At 73.2% G+C, this 17,019-nt stretch carries 14 protein-coding genes; 5 read left to right on the top strand and 9 right to left on the bottom strand.

What is annotated here, in order from left to right:
- The gene (locus ACIBKY_RS24385; protein ID WP_397099655.1) at nucleotides 1–759 is read left to right on the top strand and encodes an ABC transporter ATP-binding protein; all 759 of its coding nucleotides are present in this window, start codon (nucleotides 1–3) and stop codon (nucleotides 757–759) included.
- Here ACIBKY_RS24385 and ACIBKY_RS24380 read toward each other — a convergent pair.
- Genes ACIBKY_RS24380 through ACIBKY_RS24370 form a run of 3 tightly spaced genes read right to left on the bottom strand, consistent with a single transcriptional unit; the run spans nucleotide 720 to nucleotide 3,308 of the window.
- A complete protein-coding gene (locus ACIBKY_RS24380; RefSeq protein WP_397099653.1) occupies nucleotides 720–1,385 on the bottom strand; it encodes a response regulator in 666 nt (221 codons plus the stop codon). The two genes, ACIBKY_RS24385 and ACIBKY_RS24380, sit on opposite strands and share 40 nt — an antisense overlap.
- Nucleotides 1,382–2,452 (bottom strand): sensor histidine kinase, encoded by a 1,071-nt coding sequence (locus ACIBKY_RS24375; protein WP_397099651.1) that lies wholly within the window; start codon nucleotides 2,450–2,452, stop codon nucleotides 1,382–1,384. Before ACIBKY_RS24375 ends, ACIBKY_RS24380 begins: the two co-directional genes overlap by 4 nt.
- A gap of 25 nt (nucleotides 2,453–2,477) precedes the next feature.
- The gene (locus ACIBKY_RS24370; protein WP_397099649.1) at nucleotides 2,478–3,308 is read right to left on the bottom strand and encodes an AraC family transcriptional regulator; all 831 of its coding nucleotides are present in this window, start codon (nucleotides 3,306–3,308) and stop codon (nucleotides 2,478–2,480) included.
- 84 nt (nucleotides 3,309–3,392) lie between these two features.
- Here ACIBKY_RS24370 and ACIBKY_RS24365 point away from each other — a divergent pair, with 84 nt between their 5' ends.
- The 4 genes from ACIBKY_RS24365 to ACIBKY_RS24350 all read left to right on the top strand — a co-directional run bounded on the left by ACIBKY_RS24365 (nucleotide 3,393) and on the right by ACIBKY_RS24350 (nucleotide 8,026).
- Nucleotides 3,393–4,193: an NAD(P)H-binding protein gene (locus tag ACIBKY_RS24365; protein WP_397099647.1), complete on the top strand. Its 801-nt coding sequence runs from the start codon at nucleotides 3,393–3,395 to the stop codon at nucleotides 4,191–4,193.
- Nucleotides 4,194–4,301: 108 nt separating this feature from the next.
- Entirely contained in the window at nucleotides 4,302–5,180 is an 879-nt protein-coding gene (locus ACIBKY_RS24360) for a GNAT family N-acetyltransferase (protein WP_397099645.1), read from the top strand.
- Nucleotides 5,177–6,289 carry an o-succinylbenzoate synthase gene (gene menC / locus ACIBKY_RS24355; RefSeq protein ID WP_397099643.1) on the top strand — a complete coding sequence of 371 codons (1,113 nt, stop codon included), beginning with the start codon at nucleotides 5,177–5,179 and terminating at the stop codon, nucleotides 6,287–6,289. Before ACIBKY_RS24360 ends, menC begins: the two co-directional genes overlap by 4 nt.
- An 87-nt stretch (nucleotides 6,290–6,376) precedes the next feature.
- On the top strand, nucleotides 6,377–8,026 hold the full coding sequence (locus tag ACIBKY_RS24350; protein WP_397099641.1) for a helix-turn-helix domain-containing protein: 1,650 nt from the start codon (nucleotides 6,377–6,379) through the stop codon (nucleotides 8,024–8,026).
- Here the strand turns inward: ACIBKY_RS24350 and ACIBKY_RS24345 are convergent.
- From ACIBKY_RS24345 to ACIBKY_RS24320, 6 genes are read right to left on the bottom strand one after another with little or no spacing between them, the layout of a single operon-like run.
- Complete coding sequence (locus ACIBKY_RS24345; RefSeq protein WP_397099639.1) at nucleotides 8,004–10,058, bottom strand: prolyl oligopeptidase family serine peptidase; 2,055 nt, start codon at nucleotides 10,056–10,058, stop codon at nucleotides 8,004–8,006. The genes ACIBKY_RS24350 and ACIBKY_RS24345 overlap by 23 nt on opposite strands.
- On the bottom strand, nucleotides 10,055–11,188 hold the full coding sequence (locus ACIBKY_RS24340; protein WP_397099637.1) for an erythromycin esterase family protein: 1,134 nt from the start codon (nucleotides 11,186–11,188) through the stop codon (nucleotides 10,055–10,057). Before ACIBKY_RS24340 ends, ACIBKY_RS24345 begins: the two co-directional genes overlap by 4 nt.
- A complete protein-coding gene (locus ACIBKY_RS24335) occupies nucleotides 11,185–13,053 on the bottom strand; it encodes an ABC transporter substrate-binding protein (RefSeq protein ID WP_397099635.1) in 1,869 nt (622 codons plus the stop codon). Before ACIBKY_RS24335 ends, ACIBKY_RS24340 begins: the two co-directional genes overlap by 4 nt.
- A gap of 52 nt (nucleotides 13,054–13,105) precedes the next feature.
- Nucleotides 13,106–13,969: an ABC transporter permease gene (locus ACIBKY_RS24330; protein WP_397099633.1), complete on the bottom strand. Its 864-nt coding sequence runs from the start codon at nucleotides 13,967–13,969 to the stop codon at nucleotides 13,106–13,108.
- Complete coding sequence (locus ACIBKY_RS24325) at nucleotides 13,966–14,916, bottom strand: ABC transporter permease (RefSeq protein WP_397099631.1); 951 nt, start codon at nucleotides 14,914–14,916, stop codon at nucleotides 13,966–13,968. Before ACIBKY_RS24325 ends, ACIBKY_RS24330 begins: the two co-directional genes overlap by 4 nt.
- Complete coding sequence (locus tag ACIBKY_RS24320) at nucleotides 14,913–16,982, bottom strand: dipeptide ABC transporter ATP-binding protein (RefSeq protein ID WP_397099629.1); 2,070 nt, start codon at nucleotides 16,980–16,982, stop codon at nucleotides 14,913–14,915. The genes ACIBKY_RS24325 and ACIBKY_RS24320 overlap by 4 nt, the downstream gene beginning before the upstream one ends.
- Nucleotides 16,983–17,019: the final 37 nt, after the last annotated feature.

Genomic DNA, 17,019 nt, shown 5'->3' with positions numbered 1-17,019 from the left:
ATGAACATCACGAGTGAGCCCGCGGTCCTTCTCGACGGACTCGGGAAGGTCTACGGCTCGGGGGCCTCGGCCGTCATCGCGCTGCGCGACGTCACCTACGGCTTCGCCCGGGGGTCGTTCACCGCGGTCATGGGGCAGTCGGGGTCGGGCAAGACGACGCTGCTGCAGTGCGCGGCGGGGCTCGTCCACCCCACGTCGGGCAGCGTACGCGTGGGCGGCGCCGACCTCACCGGGCTGAAGGAGCGCGAGCTCGCCTCCATGCGGCGCGAGCGGGTCGGCTTCGTCTTCCAGTCGTTCAACCTGCTCCCGGCGCTGACCGCGCTGGAGAACATCGAGCTGCCGCTACGCCTGGCCGGGCGGCGGGCCGACCCGGAGCGGGTGCGGGAACTGGTGGGCAGGACCGGCATCGCCGAACACGTGGGCCGGCGCCCGCACGAGCTGTCGGGCGGCCAGCAGCAGCGGGTGGCCATCTGCCGCGCGCTGGCCGCCGGGCCCGAGGTCGTCTTCGCCGACGAGCCGACGGGCAATCTCGACACCGCCTCGGGGCAGGAGATCCTGGCCATGCTCCGGCAGGTCGTCGACGCGCTGGGCCAGACGGTCGTCCTGGTCACCCACGACCCGGCCGCCGCCGCGCACGCCGACCGGGTGCTGTTCCTCAGCGACGGGCGGCTGGTGGACGTCCTGACGCAGCCGACGCCCGAGCGGGTCGCGGCGGGAGTTCAGCGGTCCTCCCCCGGCCGCACCAGCCCGGCCTCGTAGGCGGCGATCACCGCCTGCGCGCGGTCGCGGACGCCGAGCTTGGCGAACAGCTCGCTCACCCGGTTCTTCACCGTCGACAGCGACAGGTTCGTCTCCTGCGCGATCTGCCCGTTGGACAGGCCGTGCGCGATGAGCTCGAGTACCCGCCGCTCGCGCTCGGTCAGCGCGGACAGCTCGGACGGCACGCCGGGCGCGCGGCGGCGGGCGGGGCGGACGAAGGTGCCGATCAGCCCGATGAGCAGCCGGGGCGCGACCGCCGCCTCGCCCCTGTGCACGATCCTGATGCCCTCGATCAGCTCCTCCGGCGAGGCGTCCTTGGGCAGGAAGCCCGACGCGCCCGCGCGCAGCGCGGCCACCACGTGCTCCTCCAGGTCGAAGGTGCTCAGCGCGAGCACCTTCGTCCCGGGGAGTTCGGCGACGACGCGCTCGGTGGCCGCGATGCCGTCCATGCCGGGCATGTGCAGGTCCATCAGGACCACGTCCGGGCGCAGTTCGTGGCTGCGCCGCACGGCCTCCAGGCCGTCGCCCGCCTCGCCCACGGCCACCAGGCCGGAGCCGGTCTCCAGCAGCAGGCGCAGTCCCGCGCGGACCAGGACCTGGTCGTCGACGACCAGAACTCTGATCATGTCCGCTCCGGCAGGGGGATGCGGGCGCGCACGAGGAAGCCTCCGGCCGTAGCGGGGCCGGCCTTGAGCTCGCCCCCGACCAGGGAGACGCGCTCGGCCATGCCCGCCAGGCCGAGTCCCAGTCCAGGACCGCCGGACGCGCCCCGGCCGTCGTCGCTCACCTCGACCTCGATCCGGCCGGGCAGGTACGCCAGCCGTACGCGGGAGGCGGCGCCGGTGGCGTGCTTGCGGGTGTTGGTCAGCGCCTCCTGGACGATGCGGTAGACCGCGTGGTCCACGGGCGCGGGCAGCGGCACCGCCTCGCCGGTGATCTCCAGGGCGGCGTCGCGCGACTCCCCGACGAGCGCGGGCAGACCGGCGGCGCCGACGCCCGCGAGGCCCTCGGCCTTCTCGCCGTCCGTGCGCAGCACCTCCAGCATGTGGCGCATCTCCGTCATCGCCTGCCTGGCGGTGTCCTCGCCGGTGAGCAGGGCCTGCCGGGCGCGTTCGCCGTCGGTCGGGATCAGCCGCCTGGCCGCGCCCATGTACAGGCTCACCACGCTGACGTGGTGGGCGATGACGTCGTGCAGTTCGCGGGCGATGCGGCGGCGTTCCTCGCGCACGGCGCGCTCGGCGGCCTGCTCTCTGCCGCGGCGGGCCAGCTCGGCGCGCAGGCCGACGACGTGCCCGGCCGTGACCGGGAGCATCGGGAACAGCGTCATCGTCACACCTGCCGGCGGGTGGCCCACCAGCACGTCCGCGTTGAGCACCCCGGAGACGGCCGCCGCGCCCAGCGCCGCGGTGGCCGCGGCGAGGGCGGGCGCGTGCCGGCCCGCCAGGAAGAGAGCGATGATCATGGCGCTGCCCGGGGTGTCGTAGCCGGGCGGCATGGCCCCCAGCAGGAAGAGCACACCCACGAGCGCGACCACCGGAACCGGGTACCGCCTGCCCAGCGCGACGAGCCCGGCACAGGCCAGTGTGATCAGCAGGCTCCTGACGGTGCCCACCCCGGGCAGCTCGGCCGCCAGGACCACCACCACGAGGGCGAGGTCACCGAGCCAAGGCCGGCTCCGCACCCAGTCGATCACCGCCCCAATCTACGCGAATCGCCGGCTAGCCGGTGGCGGCGGTGCGGTGGGCGGTGGGGCTCTTGCCGAGGACCCGTTTGAAGGCCGTGCTGAAGCCGAACGCGTCGGCGTAGCCGACCTTGCGGGCCACCGAGGCGACGGTCGCGGCGGGTTCGGTGAGCATGTCGGCGGCCAGCGCCATCCGCCAGCCCGTCAGGTACGCCAGCGGCGGCTCCCCCACCAGCTCCGTGAACCGTTTCGCGAGCGTGGTCCGGGAGACCGACGCCGCCTCCGCCAGGGTGGCGAGGGTCCAGGGCTCGGCGGGCGAGCCGTGGATGGCGCGCAGCGCGGGTCCGGCCACGTCGTCGCCCAGCGCCGCGTACCAGCCGGGCACGACCGCCTCCGGCCGGGCGAACCACTCGCGCAGCGTGCACACCAGCAGCCAGTCGAGCAGGCGGTCCAGCACGAGCTGGTGGCCGGGGCGCCCGCTCATGAGCTGGAACTCCAGATACTCGGCCATGGTGGCGCAGCCGTGCTCGTCGGAGACCACCAGCACCGGCGGCAGCACCCGGAGCAGGCGGCGCGCGACCTCGCCGCCGATCTCGTAGGAGCCGGTCAGGAGAACGGTCCGGTGGTCCGGGCCCGTGTCTCCGGCGAACTCGAACGGCTCGGGGCCGGTCACGACGGCCGCTTCACCGGCGCGTACCCGATGGGTCTGATCGCCCCTGACCAGCCGGCCCTCGCCGCGCAGCGGGCAGCAGAGCGTCAGCGGCGCGCCCGTGCCGATCCGCGCCGTGGAGAGCGGCGACAGCACCGACGCGTCGAACACGGCTCCCTGGCCGCGCACACCTCTGAGCAGATCATCCAGCGGGTCCACCGTGCCACGATATCCGGACGATCGGACAGCTCCCCCGGACGCTCACCCATGTCCGGACCACGCCATCGCCGGTTGGCTGGACCCATGAGTGAGATTCTGATCCTGGGCGCGACCGGCAAGACGGGCCGCCGGTTGGTGCGGCGGCTGCGGGCGGCGGGCGAGAAGGTACGGCCGGCCTCCCGCTCCAGCCAGGTCCGGTTCGACTGGTCCGACCCCGGCACGTGGGACGAGACGCTGCGCGGGGCCCACGCCGTCTACCTGGTGGCCCCTGACAGTCCGGGCCCGGTCCACGAGTTCGTGGAGCGGGCGGCGGACGTCAGGAAGTACGTGGTGCTGTCGGGCCGTGGCGCCGACAAGCTCGACGCGGCCTTCTCCCGGAGCATGCTGGACGCCGAGGAGGCGGCGCGCGACTCCGGCGCGGAGTGGACGGTGCTGCGTGCCAACAACTTCAACCAGAACTTCGACGAGTTCGTGTGGCGCGACGGAGTGATGGCCGGGCTGCTCACACTGCCTCTCGGACCGACGCCAGAGCCGTTCGTCGACGTCGAGGACGTCGCCGAGGTGGCCGCCGCCGTACTGACCGGAGACGGGCACTCCGGGCGTACCTATGAGCTGTCGGGGCCGCGCGGGCTGACCTTCGACGAGGCGGTCGAGATCATCGCGCGGGCCTCCGGACGCTCCATCCGGTACGAGGAGGTGACGCCCGAGGCGTACCGGGCGCAGCTGCTGGCGGAGGGTTGGGGCGAGGAGGACGCCGACGGGGTCCTGGCCATGTTCGCCTATATGCGCGCCGGCCACGTGGCCGAGCCCGCGGACGGGGTCCGGCGGGTGCTCGGCCGTGAGGCGGCCTCGTTCGAGGACTACGCGAGGCGCGTCTGGTCCTAGCCTCCGGGCGAGGACGTCGGACGGGTTGTCCGCCCGGACGAACCGGGCCCCGACCTGATGTCCTCGCCGACCATCTACGGGACCCGATCGGTTGCGACCATGGCCGTCGTGACCGATCTCATCAGCGACCGTCGCGAGTCCCCGGCCGCCGAAGCCGCCCGCGCCGCGGCCGAGGCGGCCGCGGCGCGCGCGGGCGTCGACATCCGCCCCCTGGACAGCGTCGGCGAGCTTGAGGCCGTCCGCCGCCTGTACGAGCGCATCTGGCGCACCGGCGAGAACAACCCTCCGGTGACGGCCGACCTGCTGCGCGCGATGTGGAAGGCGGGCAGCTACGTGAGCGGCGCCTTCGACCGGGGCGAGATGGTCGGCGCCTGCTTCGGCTTCTTCTCCCCGCCCGCCCGCGCGACCCTGCACAGCCACATCGCCGGCGTCCTGGCCCGCACGCAGGGACGCAACGTCGGCTTCGCGCTGAAACTGCACCAGCGCGCCTGGGCGATGCCGCGCGGGGTCGGCGAGGTCGCCTGGACCTACGACCCGCTGATCCGGCGCAACGCCTACTTCAACATCACCAAACTGGCCGCCGATCCGGCCGAGTACCTGCCGAACTTCTACGGCCCGATGGACGACGACATCAACCGCAGCGACGACACCGACCGTGTCCTGGTCCGGTGGCGGCTGGAGTCGCCCGAGGTCGAGGCGGCCTGCGCCGGCCGTCCCCGGCCGGTCGAGGTGACGGCCGCGCACATGGGCGTCGCGCTGGGCGTCGCCCCCTCCGGAGGTCCGCTGAGCGGCCGCGCCGACGCCCCCACCGTGCTCGTCGGCGTCCCCGCCGACATCGAGACCATGCGCGAGAAAGATCCGGCCCGCGCCGCCGAGTGGCGCAAGGCGCTGCGTGAGGTCCTGGGCGGGCTGCTCGCCGAGGGCGCGCGGGTACGCGGGTTCGACCGCGCCGGCTGGTACATCATCGACAGGCGGGAGAAGCCATGAAGCTCACCGGGATCGAGATCCGCACCATCCAGGTGCCGCTCGTGTCACCGTTCAGGACGTCGTTCGGCACGGAGACCGTACGCGAGGCGCTGGTGCTGCGCGCCGTCACCGACGAGGCCGAGGGCTGGGGCGAGTGCGGGGCCGGCACGGCGCCCCTGTACTCGTCGGAGTACACGCACGCCGCCGCCGACGTGCTGACCCGCCACCTGGTCCCGGCGCTGGCCGGGGTGGCGGAACTGGACGCGCACCAGGTCGCGCCGGCGCTGGCCGCGTTCAAGGGCCACCGGATGGCCAAGGCCGCGCTGGAGACGGCGATCCTGGACGCGGAGCTGCGCGCCCGCGGCGTCTCGTTCGGCCGGGCGCTCGGCGCCGTGCGTACGGCGGTGCCGTGCGGGGTGTCCGTGGGGATCACCGGCTCGATCCCCGAGCTGCTGGACACGGTCGCCGCCTATCTGGAGGCGGGCTACCTGCGGATCAAGCTCAAGATCGAGCCCGGCTGGGACGTGGAGCCGGTCCGTGCCGTGCGCGAGCGGTTCGGCGACATCCTGCTGCAGGTCGACGCCAACACCGCCTACCGGCGCGGCGACGCCGGGCACCTGGCCGGGCTCGATCCGTTCGGCCTGCTGCTGATGGAGCAGCCGCTGGCCGAGGACGACCTCTTGGGGCACGCGGAGCTGGCCAAGCGGATCTCCACGCCGATCTGCCTGGACGAGTCGATCGTCTCGGCGCGGGCCGCCGCCGACGCGATCGCGCTCGGGGCCTGCCAGATCGTGAACATCAAGCCGGGCCGCGTGGGCGGCTACCTGGAGGCCCGGCGGATCCACGACGTGTGCGCGGCCAACGACGTGCCCGTGTGGTGCGGCGGCATGCTGGAGACCGGGCTGGGCCGCGCCGCCAACGTCGCGCTGGCCGCGCTGCCCGGGTTCCTGCTGCCCGGCGACACCTCGGCCTCTGATCGCTACTACCGCACCGACATTACGCCGCCGTTCCGCCTGGTGGACGGGCACCTTGAGGTGCCGGCGGGGCCGGGGCTCGGCGTCAGCCCGATCCCCGACGTGCTGGACGCGGTCACGGTCGGCAAGAGCTGGGTGCCCGCAAGCACCCCCTGACGATTGTCGGGTCGGACGAACGGGATGGCATCATTTCGTCATGGCGACCCAACGACCCCGCACCCGCGCTGAGCTAGCTTCAAGCGTGTGCTCGACCCCGTGACCGGCCTCCCGCGAGCCGGCCTCGCCCGTGTGCTGGAGGAGCTCGGCTCCACGCTGCTCGACGTCGTCTGCGGGGACGTCGAGCCGGCCCGCGACGTCGGCGGCGTGGTCATCCACGACCCGCTCGACGAGCCGGAACTGCCGGGCAACGCGCTCGTGCTGGGCGTCGGCCTGCACGACCCCGCCGAGATCGCGCGGGTCGTCACCCAGGTGGGCGAGCGGGGCGCCGCCGGGCTCGTGGTGCGCGCGCCGGTCGTAGCGGATGAGGAGCTTCTCGCGGCGGCGCGGGCGTCGGGGGTCGCGGTCCTGGCGTTCGCGCGCGGCGCGTCGTGGACGCACCTGACCGGGATGCTGCGGACGCTGACCGCGGACGGCGGCCTGGACGACGCCGGCGCGTTCGCGCCCGGCCGGGTCCCGTCGGGTGACCTCTTCGCGGTCGCCAACGCCATCGCCGCGCTGCTCGACGCGCCCGTGACCATCGAGGACCGCAACTCGCGCCTGCTGGCCTTCTCCAGCCGGCAGGAGGAGGCCGACCCGTCGCGGGTCCGGACGATCCTCGGCCGGCAGGTCCCCCGTCACTACACCCAGATCCTCGAGGAGCGGGGGGTCTTCCAGGCGCTCTACCGCAGCGGCAGGCCCGTCTTCGTGGCGCCGCTGCCCGAGAGCGGCGAGCTGCCGCGGGCGGCCATCGCGGTGCGCGCCGGGGACGAGATCCTCGGCACGATCTGGGTGGTCGTGCCGGAAGCGCTGAACGACGAGCGCAGCGAGGCGCTCTTCGAGGCGTCCAAGCTGGTCGCGATGCACATGGTGTGGCAGCGCGCGGACGAGGACAGGGAACGGCGGCTGCGGGCGGAACTCCTGAGCACCGCGCTGGAAAGCGCGCCGGGGTCGCTGGAGGCGGTGCGCCGTCTCGGGCTGAAGGACGAGCCCGCGGTCGTCCTCGCGCTCACGGTCGTCGCCCCGGCCACCGCGCACCCGCTGCCCGCGCAGCTGGCCACCGAGCGCAAACGGCTGGCCGACGCGTTCTCCATGCACCTGTCGGCCGTGCACCCGCGCGCCGCCGCCGCGCTGATCGGCGATGTCGCGTACGGCATCCTGCCGCTGCCGCAGAGCGGCCAGGACGCCGAGGAACGCGCCGCCCTGATCGCCACGGAGTTCCTGGCCCGTGTCGGCTCCCGCCTGCGTCCGCTGGTCGGGGTGGGGCAGCTCGCCCTGGACGCGTCGGCGCTGGCCCGATCCCGCTCCGGGGCCGAACGCGCGCTGCGTGTCCTGCGCGCAGGGGTCCTGGCCGGCCCGCAGGTGGCCCGGCTGGACGACGTCCACGTGGAGGCGCTGCTGCTGGAGCTGGCCGACCTGGTTCCGCGCGGCGACCTGCCGAGCGGCACGATCGCGCGCGTGGCCGCCTACGACAGGGAGCACCAGACCAGCCTGGTCGAGACGCTGCACGCCTGGCTGGACGCCTTCGGCGACGTCGCGGTGGCCTCGTCGGCCATGTACGTGCACCCCAACACGTTCCGCTACCGGCTGCGGCGCGCGGCCGAGGTGGGCCGCGTCGACCTCACCGATCCGGGCGCGCGCCTGTCGGCCATGCTGCAGCTGCGCCTGATGTCGATCAGGTCGGCCCCTGACGGCTGAGCGGGCCCGGCAGGCCGAGCGTGCCGATCAGGAACGCCAGCCATTCCGCGTCCTGCGCGAGCGCGACGTCGTGCGCGGTCGCCGCGCCGTGGCCCGCGTCGTCGAAGACGTGCAGCAGGATCGGCGCCTCGCCCCGCTGGGCGGCCTGCATCCGGGCGGCGAACTTGCGCGCGTGCCAGGGACGGCACCGCGGGTCGTTCGCCCCCGCCTGGATGTAGACCGCGGGAAAGTCTCCGGGCCCGGCCAGCTGGTACGGCGACAGCCGCAGGAGCCGGCGCACCTCCTCCGGGTCGTCCGGGTCCGCCCAGGCCTTGCGGATGACGAAGTCGAGGTAGGGGTCGCGGGTGCCGCCGATGAGGTCCAGCAGCGGCGCTCTCGGCAGGACAGCCCGCCACAGCTCCGGCCGCGTGGTGACGGCGACCCCGCACATGAGGCCGCCGTCGGACCCGCCGGTCAGCGCGAGCCGTCCGGCGTCCGTGACGCCCCCGGCGATGAGGTGCTCGGCGACCGCGACGAGGTCGGTGTCGCGCACGTGCTTGTTCTCCCGGTGCGCGGCCAGGTACCAGTCCCGGCCGAACTCGCCGCCGCCGCGCAGGTAGGCCTGGACCAGGACGCCGCCGGCCGCGACGAAGGCGGCCAGGTCGGGCTGGTACTGGGGCAGGAGGGGCACGTTGGCCGCGCCGTACGCGGAGATCAGGACCGGCGCGGGACGTGCGGGGTCGCTCCCGGCCGGGCGCACCACGTGGTACGGCACCGCCGTCCCGTCGGCGGCGACGGCGTGTCCCGTCTCCAGCGAGGCGTCCAGGGTGAGCGCGGGCGCCGACAGCGTCTCCAGCCCCGCCCGGCCGGGACGGTGCCGGTAGACGCCCCAGGAGCTGGTCAGCGTGGAGAAGGCGAAGACGAAGTCGGCCGCGGGCGGGCCGGTGGCCAGGGCGGTCATCGCGAAGAACGGGGCGGCGAGCGCGCCGCGGCCGGGGAGCGGGACCTCACCGGTGACCGTGCCCGTGTGGTCGATGACGCGGACCCTGGCGAAGGTCTGGTCGAACTCGCTGAGGTACAGCTGCCCGCCGACCGGCAGGAGGGAGCGCAGCACGGTCTCGCCCTCCGGGACGAGCTCGGTCCAGCCCGCCGGGTCGCCGGGGTCGGCCGCGTCCAGCGGGATGGAGACCACGCGCCCGCGGGCGGCGCCGACGTCGGTCACCGCGATGTAGTGGTCGCCGACGACGTGGCCGGCGATGGTTCCGGAGCACGCGGTGACGAAGGGGCGCCACGGGGTGCCGGGCCGGGACAGGTCGCGGACCGCGACGGGGATCGGGCTGCCCACGCGGTGGCAGGCGACGGCCCACCGGCTGCCCGGCGCCATCTGGACGAGCGTGTACTCCCGGGAGCCGGCGCCGACCGGGATGGGTTCGAGGGTGGTCCTGCCGTGGCGGTGGAGGAAGACCGCCTGCCGGAAGTCCCGGGGCGAGCCGGTGAGGGCGAAGAAGTAGAAGCCGCTGCCGTCGGGCAGCCAGGAGACGCCGCCGGCCCACGCGCTGTGCAGGACCTGTCCGGGCGCGCCGTCGAGCAGCCGTCCCGTGTCCACCTCGACGAGGCGGATGGTGTTGTGCTCGCTGCCGTCGGTGCAGACGCCGAGGGCCAGGACGCGGCCGTCGGGTGAGGGCGCCAGCCAGGACAGGACGGCCGGGTGGTCCGCGTCGCCGAGCCCGGCCAGGTCGATCAGCGCGCGTCCGGCGCCGAGCGGCTCGCCGGAGACGATCACCGAGGAGCCCTCCGCGCGAAACCACCGCCCGGCCGCGTACTTGGGCAGGGCCGGGCGTGACCCGGCGTCGTGGGCCAGGATGAGTGCCCGGACGTCGCCGGGGTCCTGGCCGTCGTAGGCGACGGCGGTGGCGAGTTCGGCCTGGCGCCGCTGCCAGAGCCGCACCTCGGGGGTCTCCTCCTCCAGCCAGCGGTAGGGGTCGGGCGCGCGGACGCCGGCGACGTCCTCGACGACCTCGACGGTGCGCGCGGACGGGTAGGGAAGGGTCATGTCGCCTCCAGTTCGGCGCGCAGCCGCTCGAACGCGCCGGGGATCCGGGTGACCCGGCGCAGGTGGATGAGTGCGTCGAAGGCGGCGGGGAAGTCCTCGACGGGGTCGAGGCCGCCGCCGGCGAGCGTGCCGTCGACGCCGTCGAAGAGCGTCGCGGGCGCGCGGCGCAGGTCGACGGCGGTGACCGCCCGCCCGATGCGGTCCAGCCGCGCCTCGACGGAGTTCGGCGGCGCGACCCGGGCCTCCAGGAAGACGTCGCAGTCGAACGGCCGCGGCGAGCGCTGCGCGAACCGGACCTCGGGGCCGGAGCCGTAGGTCATCCCGACGACGAGCAGCCCGTCTCCGAGCGAGGCGTCGAGCAGGCCGCCCATCGTCGGCCGGTTCAGGAACGGTGTGCGCCGCACGTGCGCGTTGTGGGCACTGACCACGACGCGCCCCTCCCGCTCCAGGATCCAGCGCACGGTCTCGGCCATGAACACCTCGCGCGGGTACGGCCCGGCCGCGGGCGGATCCAGCTCGGCGGCGAAGGCGTGGAGCGAGGCGGCGCACCGGCGGGCGACCTCGTCGCCGTCCGCGGTGGCACGCTCCTCCAGCTCGCGCAGGCCGCCGAGCAGCCGGGCCCGGTCGGCCTCGGACATGGCCGCGTAGCCGAGCGCCGCCTCGGTGCGGCCGCCCAGGTCGCTCAGGGCGACGAGCTCCCGGTCGCCGGGGCGGCCCGGGATCCGGTCGAGGATCGCGCGTACGGCGGGGCCGGGTGAGGTGGAGGAGCCGGGCAGGTCCATCCCGTAGAAGCTCACCCGGGACTGGCCGCCGGCGTTGTGCGCGCGCATCCAGCGCAGTTGCCCGCGCATCGGCTCGCACTCGCCGAACCGGTAGGTGATGCCGTCGCGGGCGACGTCCTCGACCCGGCCGGGGCCGCCGTGGACCCAGGAGCCGACGGCCAGGCCCTCGGCGAACCCGGACTCCATCACGAAGGCGGAGAAGCCGAGCTCCTCGGCGAGGGTGCGGAACAGCCGGTCCTTGAGCTCGTAGAACTCGGTGATGTTGTGCGCCCCCTCGCCGAGGGCCACCACTCTCGCGTCGCCGACCAGCTCACGCACCGACGCGGCGTCGCCGGGGTCGATCATCATGGGCGGGTGCCGGCCTCGTCGTGGAAGTACCACAGCTCCGGGGTGTAGAGGAAGCTGATCAGGGCGTTGAACGACGACTGCGGGCCGGACAGCGTGTTCTTCCACACCACGAGCGTGTGCGGGGTCGGCAGGAAGAGCACGGGCAGGTCCTCGGCCAGGCTGCTGACCTCGGCCGACAGCGACTTCTCGTCCGAGCCGAACGTGGAGGCGCTGATCAGCTTGTCGATCGCGGCGTTCTGGTAGCTGCCCAGGTTGAAGCTGCCCTCCGTGTTGAGCACCGTGTTGCTGCTCGGGTAGCCCGCGGCCAGGTAGAGCGGTCCGTAGTCCTGCATGGCCCACTCGTTCTTGGTGGCGGGGGCGTAGGTGTTGCCGTAGTTGGCGTACATGTAGTTGAGCGACTTGGTCACGATCTTGACGTCGATGCCGAGCTTCTTGGCCGCCGAGGCGAAGGCGACGTCGCGGGCGCCGACGAAGGCCGGGGCGTTGGCGGAGGCCAGGGTGAAGCTGATCGTCTGTCCCCGGGGGATGCCGGCGCCGCACTGGCCGGGGCCGGTGCCGGGGCGCTCGCAGGTGGTGGAGCCGTTCGGCGTCACCTTCCAGCCGTTGCCGGTGAGCAGCTTCTCGGCGGCGGCGGGGTCGTGGGGGTAGGGCGGCCGGTCGCCGAACGCGGGCGGGTAGGGCGAGCCGTGGCCGGCCGTGCTGTAGTTCGGGGAGCCGGCGCCGTTGTAGACGCCCCGGCTGGTGATGTAACCCTGCTGGTCGATCAGGTGCTGCAGGGCCTGCCGGGCGTACCTCTGTTTGATGATCTTGTCGAAGTTGTTGACGGTGTTCTTGAAGTTGATGACCAGCGAGTCGAGGCGGGCGGGCGCGGGGGCGCCGTAGACGTTGTATCCCTTGGCCTTCAGGCCGGCGATCTGGGTGACGAAGCTGGAGTCGAGGGTGCCGACGGTGAGGTTGCCGGCCTTGAACTGGTTGAGCACCGCGGCGGCGGAGGTGAAGGCCTTGAAGTCGATCTGGTCGAGCCGCGACTCGCCGGGACCGCTGTAGGCCGTGTTGGGTGTCAGGGAGAACGAGCCGGTCGTGGAGTCGAAGCTCTTGAGCAGGTACGGCCCGTTGACCACCTTCCAGAGCGGGTTGGCGGCGAAGGTGGACTGCGACTCCGACTCCTTCGTCAGGTACGTGTAGATGGCCTTCGCGTGTTTCGGCTGCTTGTAGTCCAGGTGCGGGCCGCCGGTGCGGGCGATGTTCCACTCCGCCGACGGCATCACGTACAGCAGCGTGAGCATCGACAGGAGGTACGACGGGTTGTAGGCGGTCTCCAGCTTGAGCGTGAGCGTGTCCGGCCCGGCCGCCCGCGCCGTGACTCCGTCGGGGAACTGGCCGGGGGTGTAGAAGCTCCAGTTGGCCGGGCTCTCGGCGAGCGCGGCCTTGAGCAGCGCCAGGGAGAAGACGACGTCATCGGCCGTGACCGCTCTGCCGTTGGACCACTTGTAGTCCTTCATCTTGATGGTCACGGTCTTGCGGTCGGGGCTGTAGGCGGGCGGCTCGGCCAGGCTCAGCTCGGCGTCGGCGATCTGGTCGCCTTCTCCGCTGGGCCGGTAGAGGGAGCGCCACAACAGCCCGCGGGCGACGACGGTCCCGTTGGCGGCGGCCGGCGGGTAGGGGTAGATGTAGTTGGGGCTGAGTCCCGGGGTGAGCGCGACCGTGGCGGTCCCGCCGTCCTTGGGGGTGCCCGTCTGCTTCGGCTGGGCGCTGTAGCCGCCGGCGACGTCCTTCGTCGTGCCCCCGCCGCCCGTGCACGCCGTGGCGAGCACCGCGGCCACGGCGAGCGCCGCGGACAGCCGCTTACCGGACACATAGGTCATGGATGACTCCCTGCTGGTGAAGTGGGTCGAAGTTCGCGGCGGACGGGCGGGCTCAGCCGGCCCGCCGCCCGACGGCGTCGCGGAGCGTGTCGGCGAGCAGGTTGAGCGCCAGCACCGTGAGGATGATGCAGCCGCCGACCGGGTAGATCAGCCACCAGTAGTCGGCGGAGATGTAGGTGACGCCGCTGGCCAGCTGGCTGCCCCAGTCCGCGGTGGGATAGGTCAGGCCGAAGCCCAGGAATCCCAGGGCGGCGACGACGAGCACGGCGTCGGCGACCTGGAAGGTGATGTTGACGATGATCACGCCGAGCGCGTTCGGGATCAGATGGGTGAAGATGATCCGCCGGCGCGAGGCCCCCATCACCCGCGCGGCCAGCACGAACTCGCGTACCCGCAGTGTCAGCACCTCGCCGCGCACGAGACGGGCGGACACGAGCCAGGAGAACGCGCCGATGACGAGGCTCAGCGACAGGGCGTTGGCGTGGAAGCGGGCCGAGAGGATCAGCACGAAGAACAGGAAGGGGATCGACAGCATGACGTCGACCAGCCGCATCATGAACCCGTCGACCACTCCCCCGGCGAGCCCGGCCACGGCGCCGTAGACGGTGCCGATGGTGGTCGCGAAGAGCGCGGCGAGCAGCCCGATCTGCAGCGACACCTGTCCGCCCGCCATCAGCCTGCCGAGCACGTCGAACCCGTTGGTGTCGGTGCCGAGGGGGTGTCCGGGGCCCGGGGGCAGGGCCGCGTTGATCAGGTCCACGTCGGTCTGGTTCGTCTGGTAGACCAGCGGGCCCAGGAAGCAGAACGCGGCGATGAGCACCAGGAGCAGCCCGCCGGTGAGGCCGAGCGGGTGCCGGCGCAGCCTGCGCAGGGCCGGGATCCGCCGCGGCGGGGCGCTCACGTCCAGTGTGGTCATTTTCTCAGCTCGATTCGGCGGTCGGCGGCCGCGACCACGACGTCGGCGATGAAGTTGCCGGCTACGGTCAGCACGCCGCCGATGAGGGTGTAGGCCAGCAGCACCGGATAGTCCTCGCGCTGCAGGCTGTTGAGGAACAGCAGGCCCAGGCCGGGATAGTTGAACAGCGACTCCACGATCAGGTTGCCCGCCAGGAGGGTGGGGACGAGCGTGCCGACCAGCATGACCAGCGGCAGGCAGGCGTTGCGCAGCAGGTGGCGCACGAGGATCAGCCGCTCCGGCAGCCCTTTGGCCCGCGCGACCCTGATGTAGTCCTGGCCGAGCTGGTCGAGGGCGGAGGAGCGCTGGTACTGGGCGAAGACCGCGACGCTGGTGACGGCGAGCGTGATGACGGGCAGCGCCATGGCCCGCGGATCGGTGAAGACGACCCAGGGCGAGTGCGACTGCGACGCCTCGGCGGGGAAGATCGGCAGCGCCTGGCTGAAGACGGCGATCAGGACCAGCCCGAGCAGGAACGACGGCGTCGCGTACAGCACGTACGACACGGTCGTGGCGACCCGGTCGGCGACGCTGTTGCGCTTGACCGCCTGCAGGACGCCGAGCGGGACCGCGATCAGCAGGGCCAGCACCAGCCCGGTCAGCGAGAGCATCGCGCTGCGCCCGGCGTTCTGCCCGAGCAGCGTCGCCACGTTCTCGTTCAGCTTGTAGGACCGGCCCAGGTCGCCGTGCAGGAGCTGGCCGAGGTAGCTGACGTACTGCACCACCACGGGCCGGTCGAACCCATGCCGGTGGTTGAAGTCCGCCACCGCCTCCAGCGAGGCGCGCTGGCCGAGGACCACGCGCCCCGGGCTGTCGGACACCAGGTGCAGCAGGAAGAAGGTGACGGCGGAGATTCCGAGCAGGACGAGCAGGGAGATCGCCAGGCGTCGGACCACGTACCAGGTCATGCGGGCGAGTCCTCTCCGCGCAGGGGGTGGTGGCAGGCCACCCGGTGGGTACCGGCGACCGGCCGCAGCGGGGGTTCCGTCGCGGCGCACAGCTCGGTCGCCAGCGCGCACCGGGTGCGGAAGCGGCAGCCGCTGGGCGGGTCGACGGGGCTCGGGAGCTCGCCGTGCACCCGCGCGCCGTTCTCCCGGCCCCGCGTGCGCGGGTCCGCCTCGGGGACCGCCGCGAGCAGCCCGGCGGTGTAGGGGTGGGCGGCGGCGCCGTACACCTCTTCCGTGGTGCCGGTCTCGACCAGCTTGCCGAGGTACATGACGCCGACCCGGTCGGCCAGGTAGCGCACGACCGCGAGGTCGTGGGAGATCACCACGCTGCTGAGCCCGCGCTCGATCTGGACGCGGCGCATCAGGTTGAGCACCTGGGAGCGGATGGAGACGTCGAGCGCGCTGACCGGCTCGTCGGCCACCAGCACCTTCGGGTCCAGGGCCAGCGCGCGGGCCAGGCCGACGCGCTGGCGCTGGCCGCCGGACAGCTCGTAGGGGTAGCGCTCCATGACGTTCGCCGGCAGTCCCACGTCATGCAGCAGCTCACGCACGCGCGCGGTGCGCTGGGCGCCGTTGCCGGCGCCCTGGATCGCCAGCGGTTCGCGCAGGATCGTGCCGATGCGCATGCGCGGGTCGAGGGAGGCGTTGGAGTCCTGGAACATCATCTGCAACTGGGTACGGCGCGGCCCGAGCGCCCGGGCGCTCATCCGGGTGACCGGCTCTCCGTCGAAGATCACCTCGCCGGAGGTGGGCCGGTCCAGGGCCACGAGCATCCTGCCCAGCGAGGACTTGCCGCAGCCCGACTCGCCGACCAGCCCGAACGTCTCACCGGCCGCCACGTCGAAGCTCACGCCGGACACCGCCTTCACGGTACGGCGCCCGCCGAACGGTCCCCCGCCGCCCGCCGGGTACTCGCGCCGGAGATCGACGACCCGCAGCCGGGGGGCCGATCCGACCGCGGCGGATCCGACCGGGGCGGGAGCCTCGAACCGGGCGCGGGCCCTGACCGCCCGTTCCTCGGCCGGGTGCCGGCACGCGTGGGCGTGGCCATCCGCCTCCGGGGTCAGGGCCGGGGTCTCCTCCCGGCACACGTCCGTCGCGGCTTCGCACCGGGGCGCGAACGGGCAGCCCGGCTGGACCGTGGTCAGGTCCGGCGGGGCTCCCGGGATGCTGTGGAGCTCCTCGCCGCGGTCGTGGGTGAGCGACGGGATCGAGGACAGCAGCGCGTGCGTGTAGCGGTGGCGCGTCCTGGTGAAGAGCGTGGAGGTCGGGCCGGTCTCGGCGACGCGCCCGCCGTACATCACCCCGACACGGTCGGCATGCCGGGCGATCACCCCCATGTCATGCGTGATGAGGATCATCGACATGCCCAGCCGGGACTTGAGGTCGTCCAGGAGGTCGAGGATCTCCGCCTGGATCGTGACGTCGAGCGCGGTGGTCGGCTCGTCGGCGATGACGACCCGGGGCTGGCAGACCAGCGCCATCGCGATCATCACGCGTTGCCGCATGCCGCCGGAGAGCTGGTGGGGATGGTCGTCCAGCCGTTCCGCCGGGCGCGGCAGCCCGACCAGGGCGAGCATCTCCTCGGCCCGGCCGCGCGCCGCGCGCTTCGACAGGCCCTGGTGCAGGCGCACCGGTTCCGCGACCTGCTCGCCGATGCGCCGGGTCGGGTTCAGCGCCGTCATCGAGTCCTGGAACACCATCGCGACGTCGTTGCCGCGGATGGCCCGGTAGCGCGCGGCGGACAGGCCGACGAGCTCCTCGCCGCCCAGGTCGATCGACCCTCCGCTCACCCGGCCGCCGGCCGGCAGCATGCCCATGACCGCGAGGCCGGTCATCGACTTGCCGGACCCGGTCTCGCCGACGATGCCCAGGGTCTCGCCGCGGTTCAGCACCAGACTGACGCCCGAGACGGGGCGTACGACCCGCTCGCCGCGCCGGATCTCCACCGACAGGTCGCCGATCGTCAGCACACGATCGCCGCCGGCGGGGCCGCGCGTCTTCCGGGAACCATCGGCCGTGCTCACGGCAGTGCTCTCCAAATCCACCCTGCGATAGTGGGAC

The sequence above is a fragment of the Nonomuraea sp. NPDC050394 genome (genome assembly GCF_044459065.1).
In the GTDB taxonomy this organism is placed as follows: domain Bacteria; phylum Actinomycetota; class Actinomycetes; order Streptosporangiales; family Streptosporangiaceae; genus Nonomuraea.
The sequence above is the reverse complement of the archived record's forward strand: the minus strand, read 5'-3'. Positions and strand labels throughout refer to the sequence as shown.

What these genes read in the sequence shown, in the direction of transcription:
- ACIBKY_RS24385 (WP_397099655.1), top strand. Translation starts at nt 1, where the DNA reads ATGAACATCACGAGTGAGCCCGCGGTCCTTCTCGACGGACTCGGGAAG.
- ACIBKY_RS24380 (WP_397099653.1), bottom strand. Translation starts at nt 1,385, where the DNA reads ATGATCAGAGTTCTGGTCGTCGACGACCAGGTCCTGGTCCGCGCGGGA.
- ACIBKY_RS24365 (WP_397099647.1), top strand. Translation starts at nt 3,393, where the DNA reads ATGAGTGAGATTCTGATCCTGGGCGCGACCGGCAAGACGGGCCGCCGG.
- menC (WP_397099643.1), top strand. Translation starts at nt 5,177, where the DNA reads ATGAAGCTCACCGGGATCGAGATCCGCACCATCCAGGTGCCGCTCGTG.
- ACIBKY_RS24345 (WP_397099639.1), bottom strand. Translation starts at nt 10,058, where the DNA reads ATGACCCTTCCCTACCCGTCCGCGCGCACCGTCGAGGTCGTCGAGGAC.
- ACIBKY_RS24340 (WP_397099637.1), bottom strand. Translation starts at nt 11,188, where the DNA reads ATGATGATCGACCCCGGCGACGCCGCGTCGGTGCGTGAGCTGGTCGGC.
- ACIBKY_RS24335 (WP_397099635.1), bottom strand. Translation starts at nt 13,053, where the DNA reads ATGACCTATGTGTCCGGTAAGCGGCTGTCCGCGGCGCTCGCCGTGGCC.
- ACIBKY_RS24330 (WP_397099633.1), bottom strand. Translation starts at nt 13,969, where the DNA reads ATGACCACACTGGACGTGAGCGCCCCGCCGCGGCGGATCCCGGCCCTG.
- ACIBKY_RS24325 (WP_397099631.1), bottom strand. Translation starts at nt 14,916, where the DNA reads ATGACCTGGTACGTGGTCCGACGCCTGGCGATCTCCCTGCTCGTCCTG.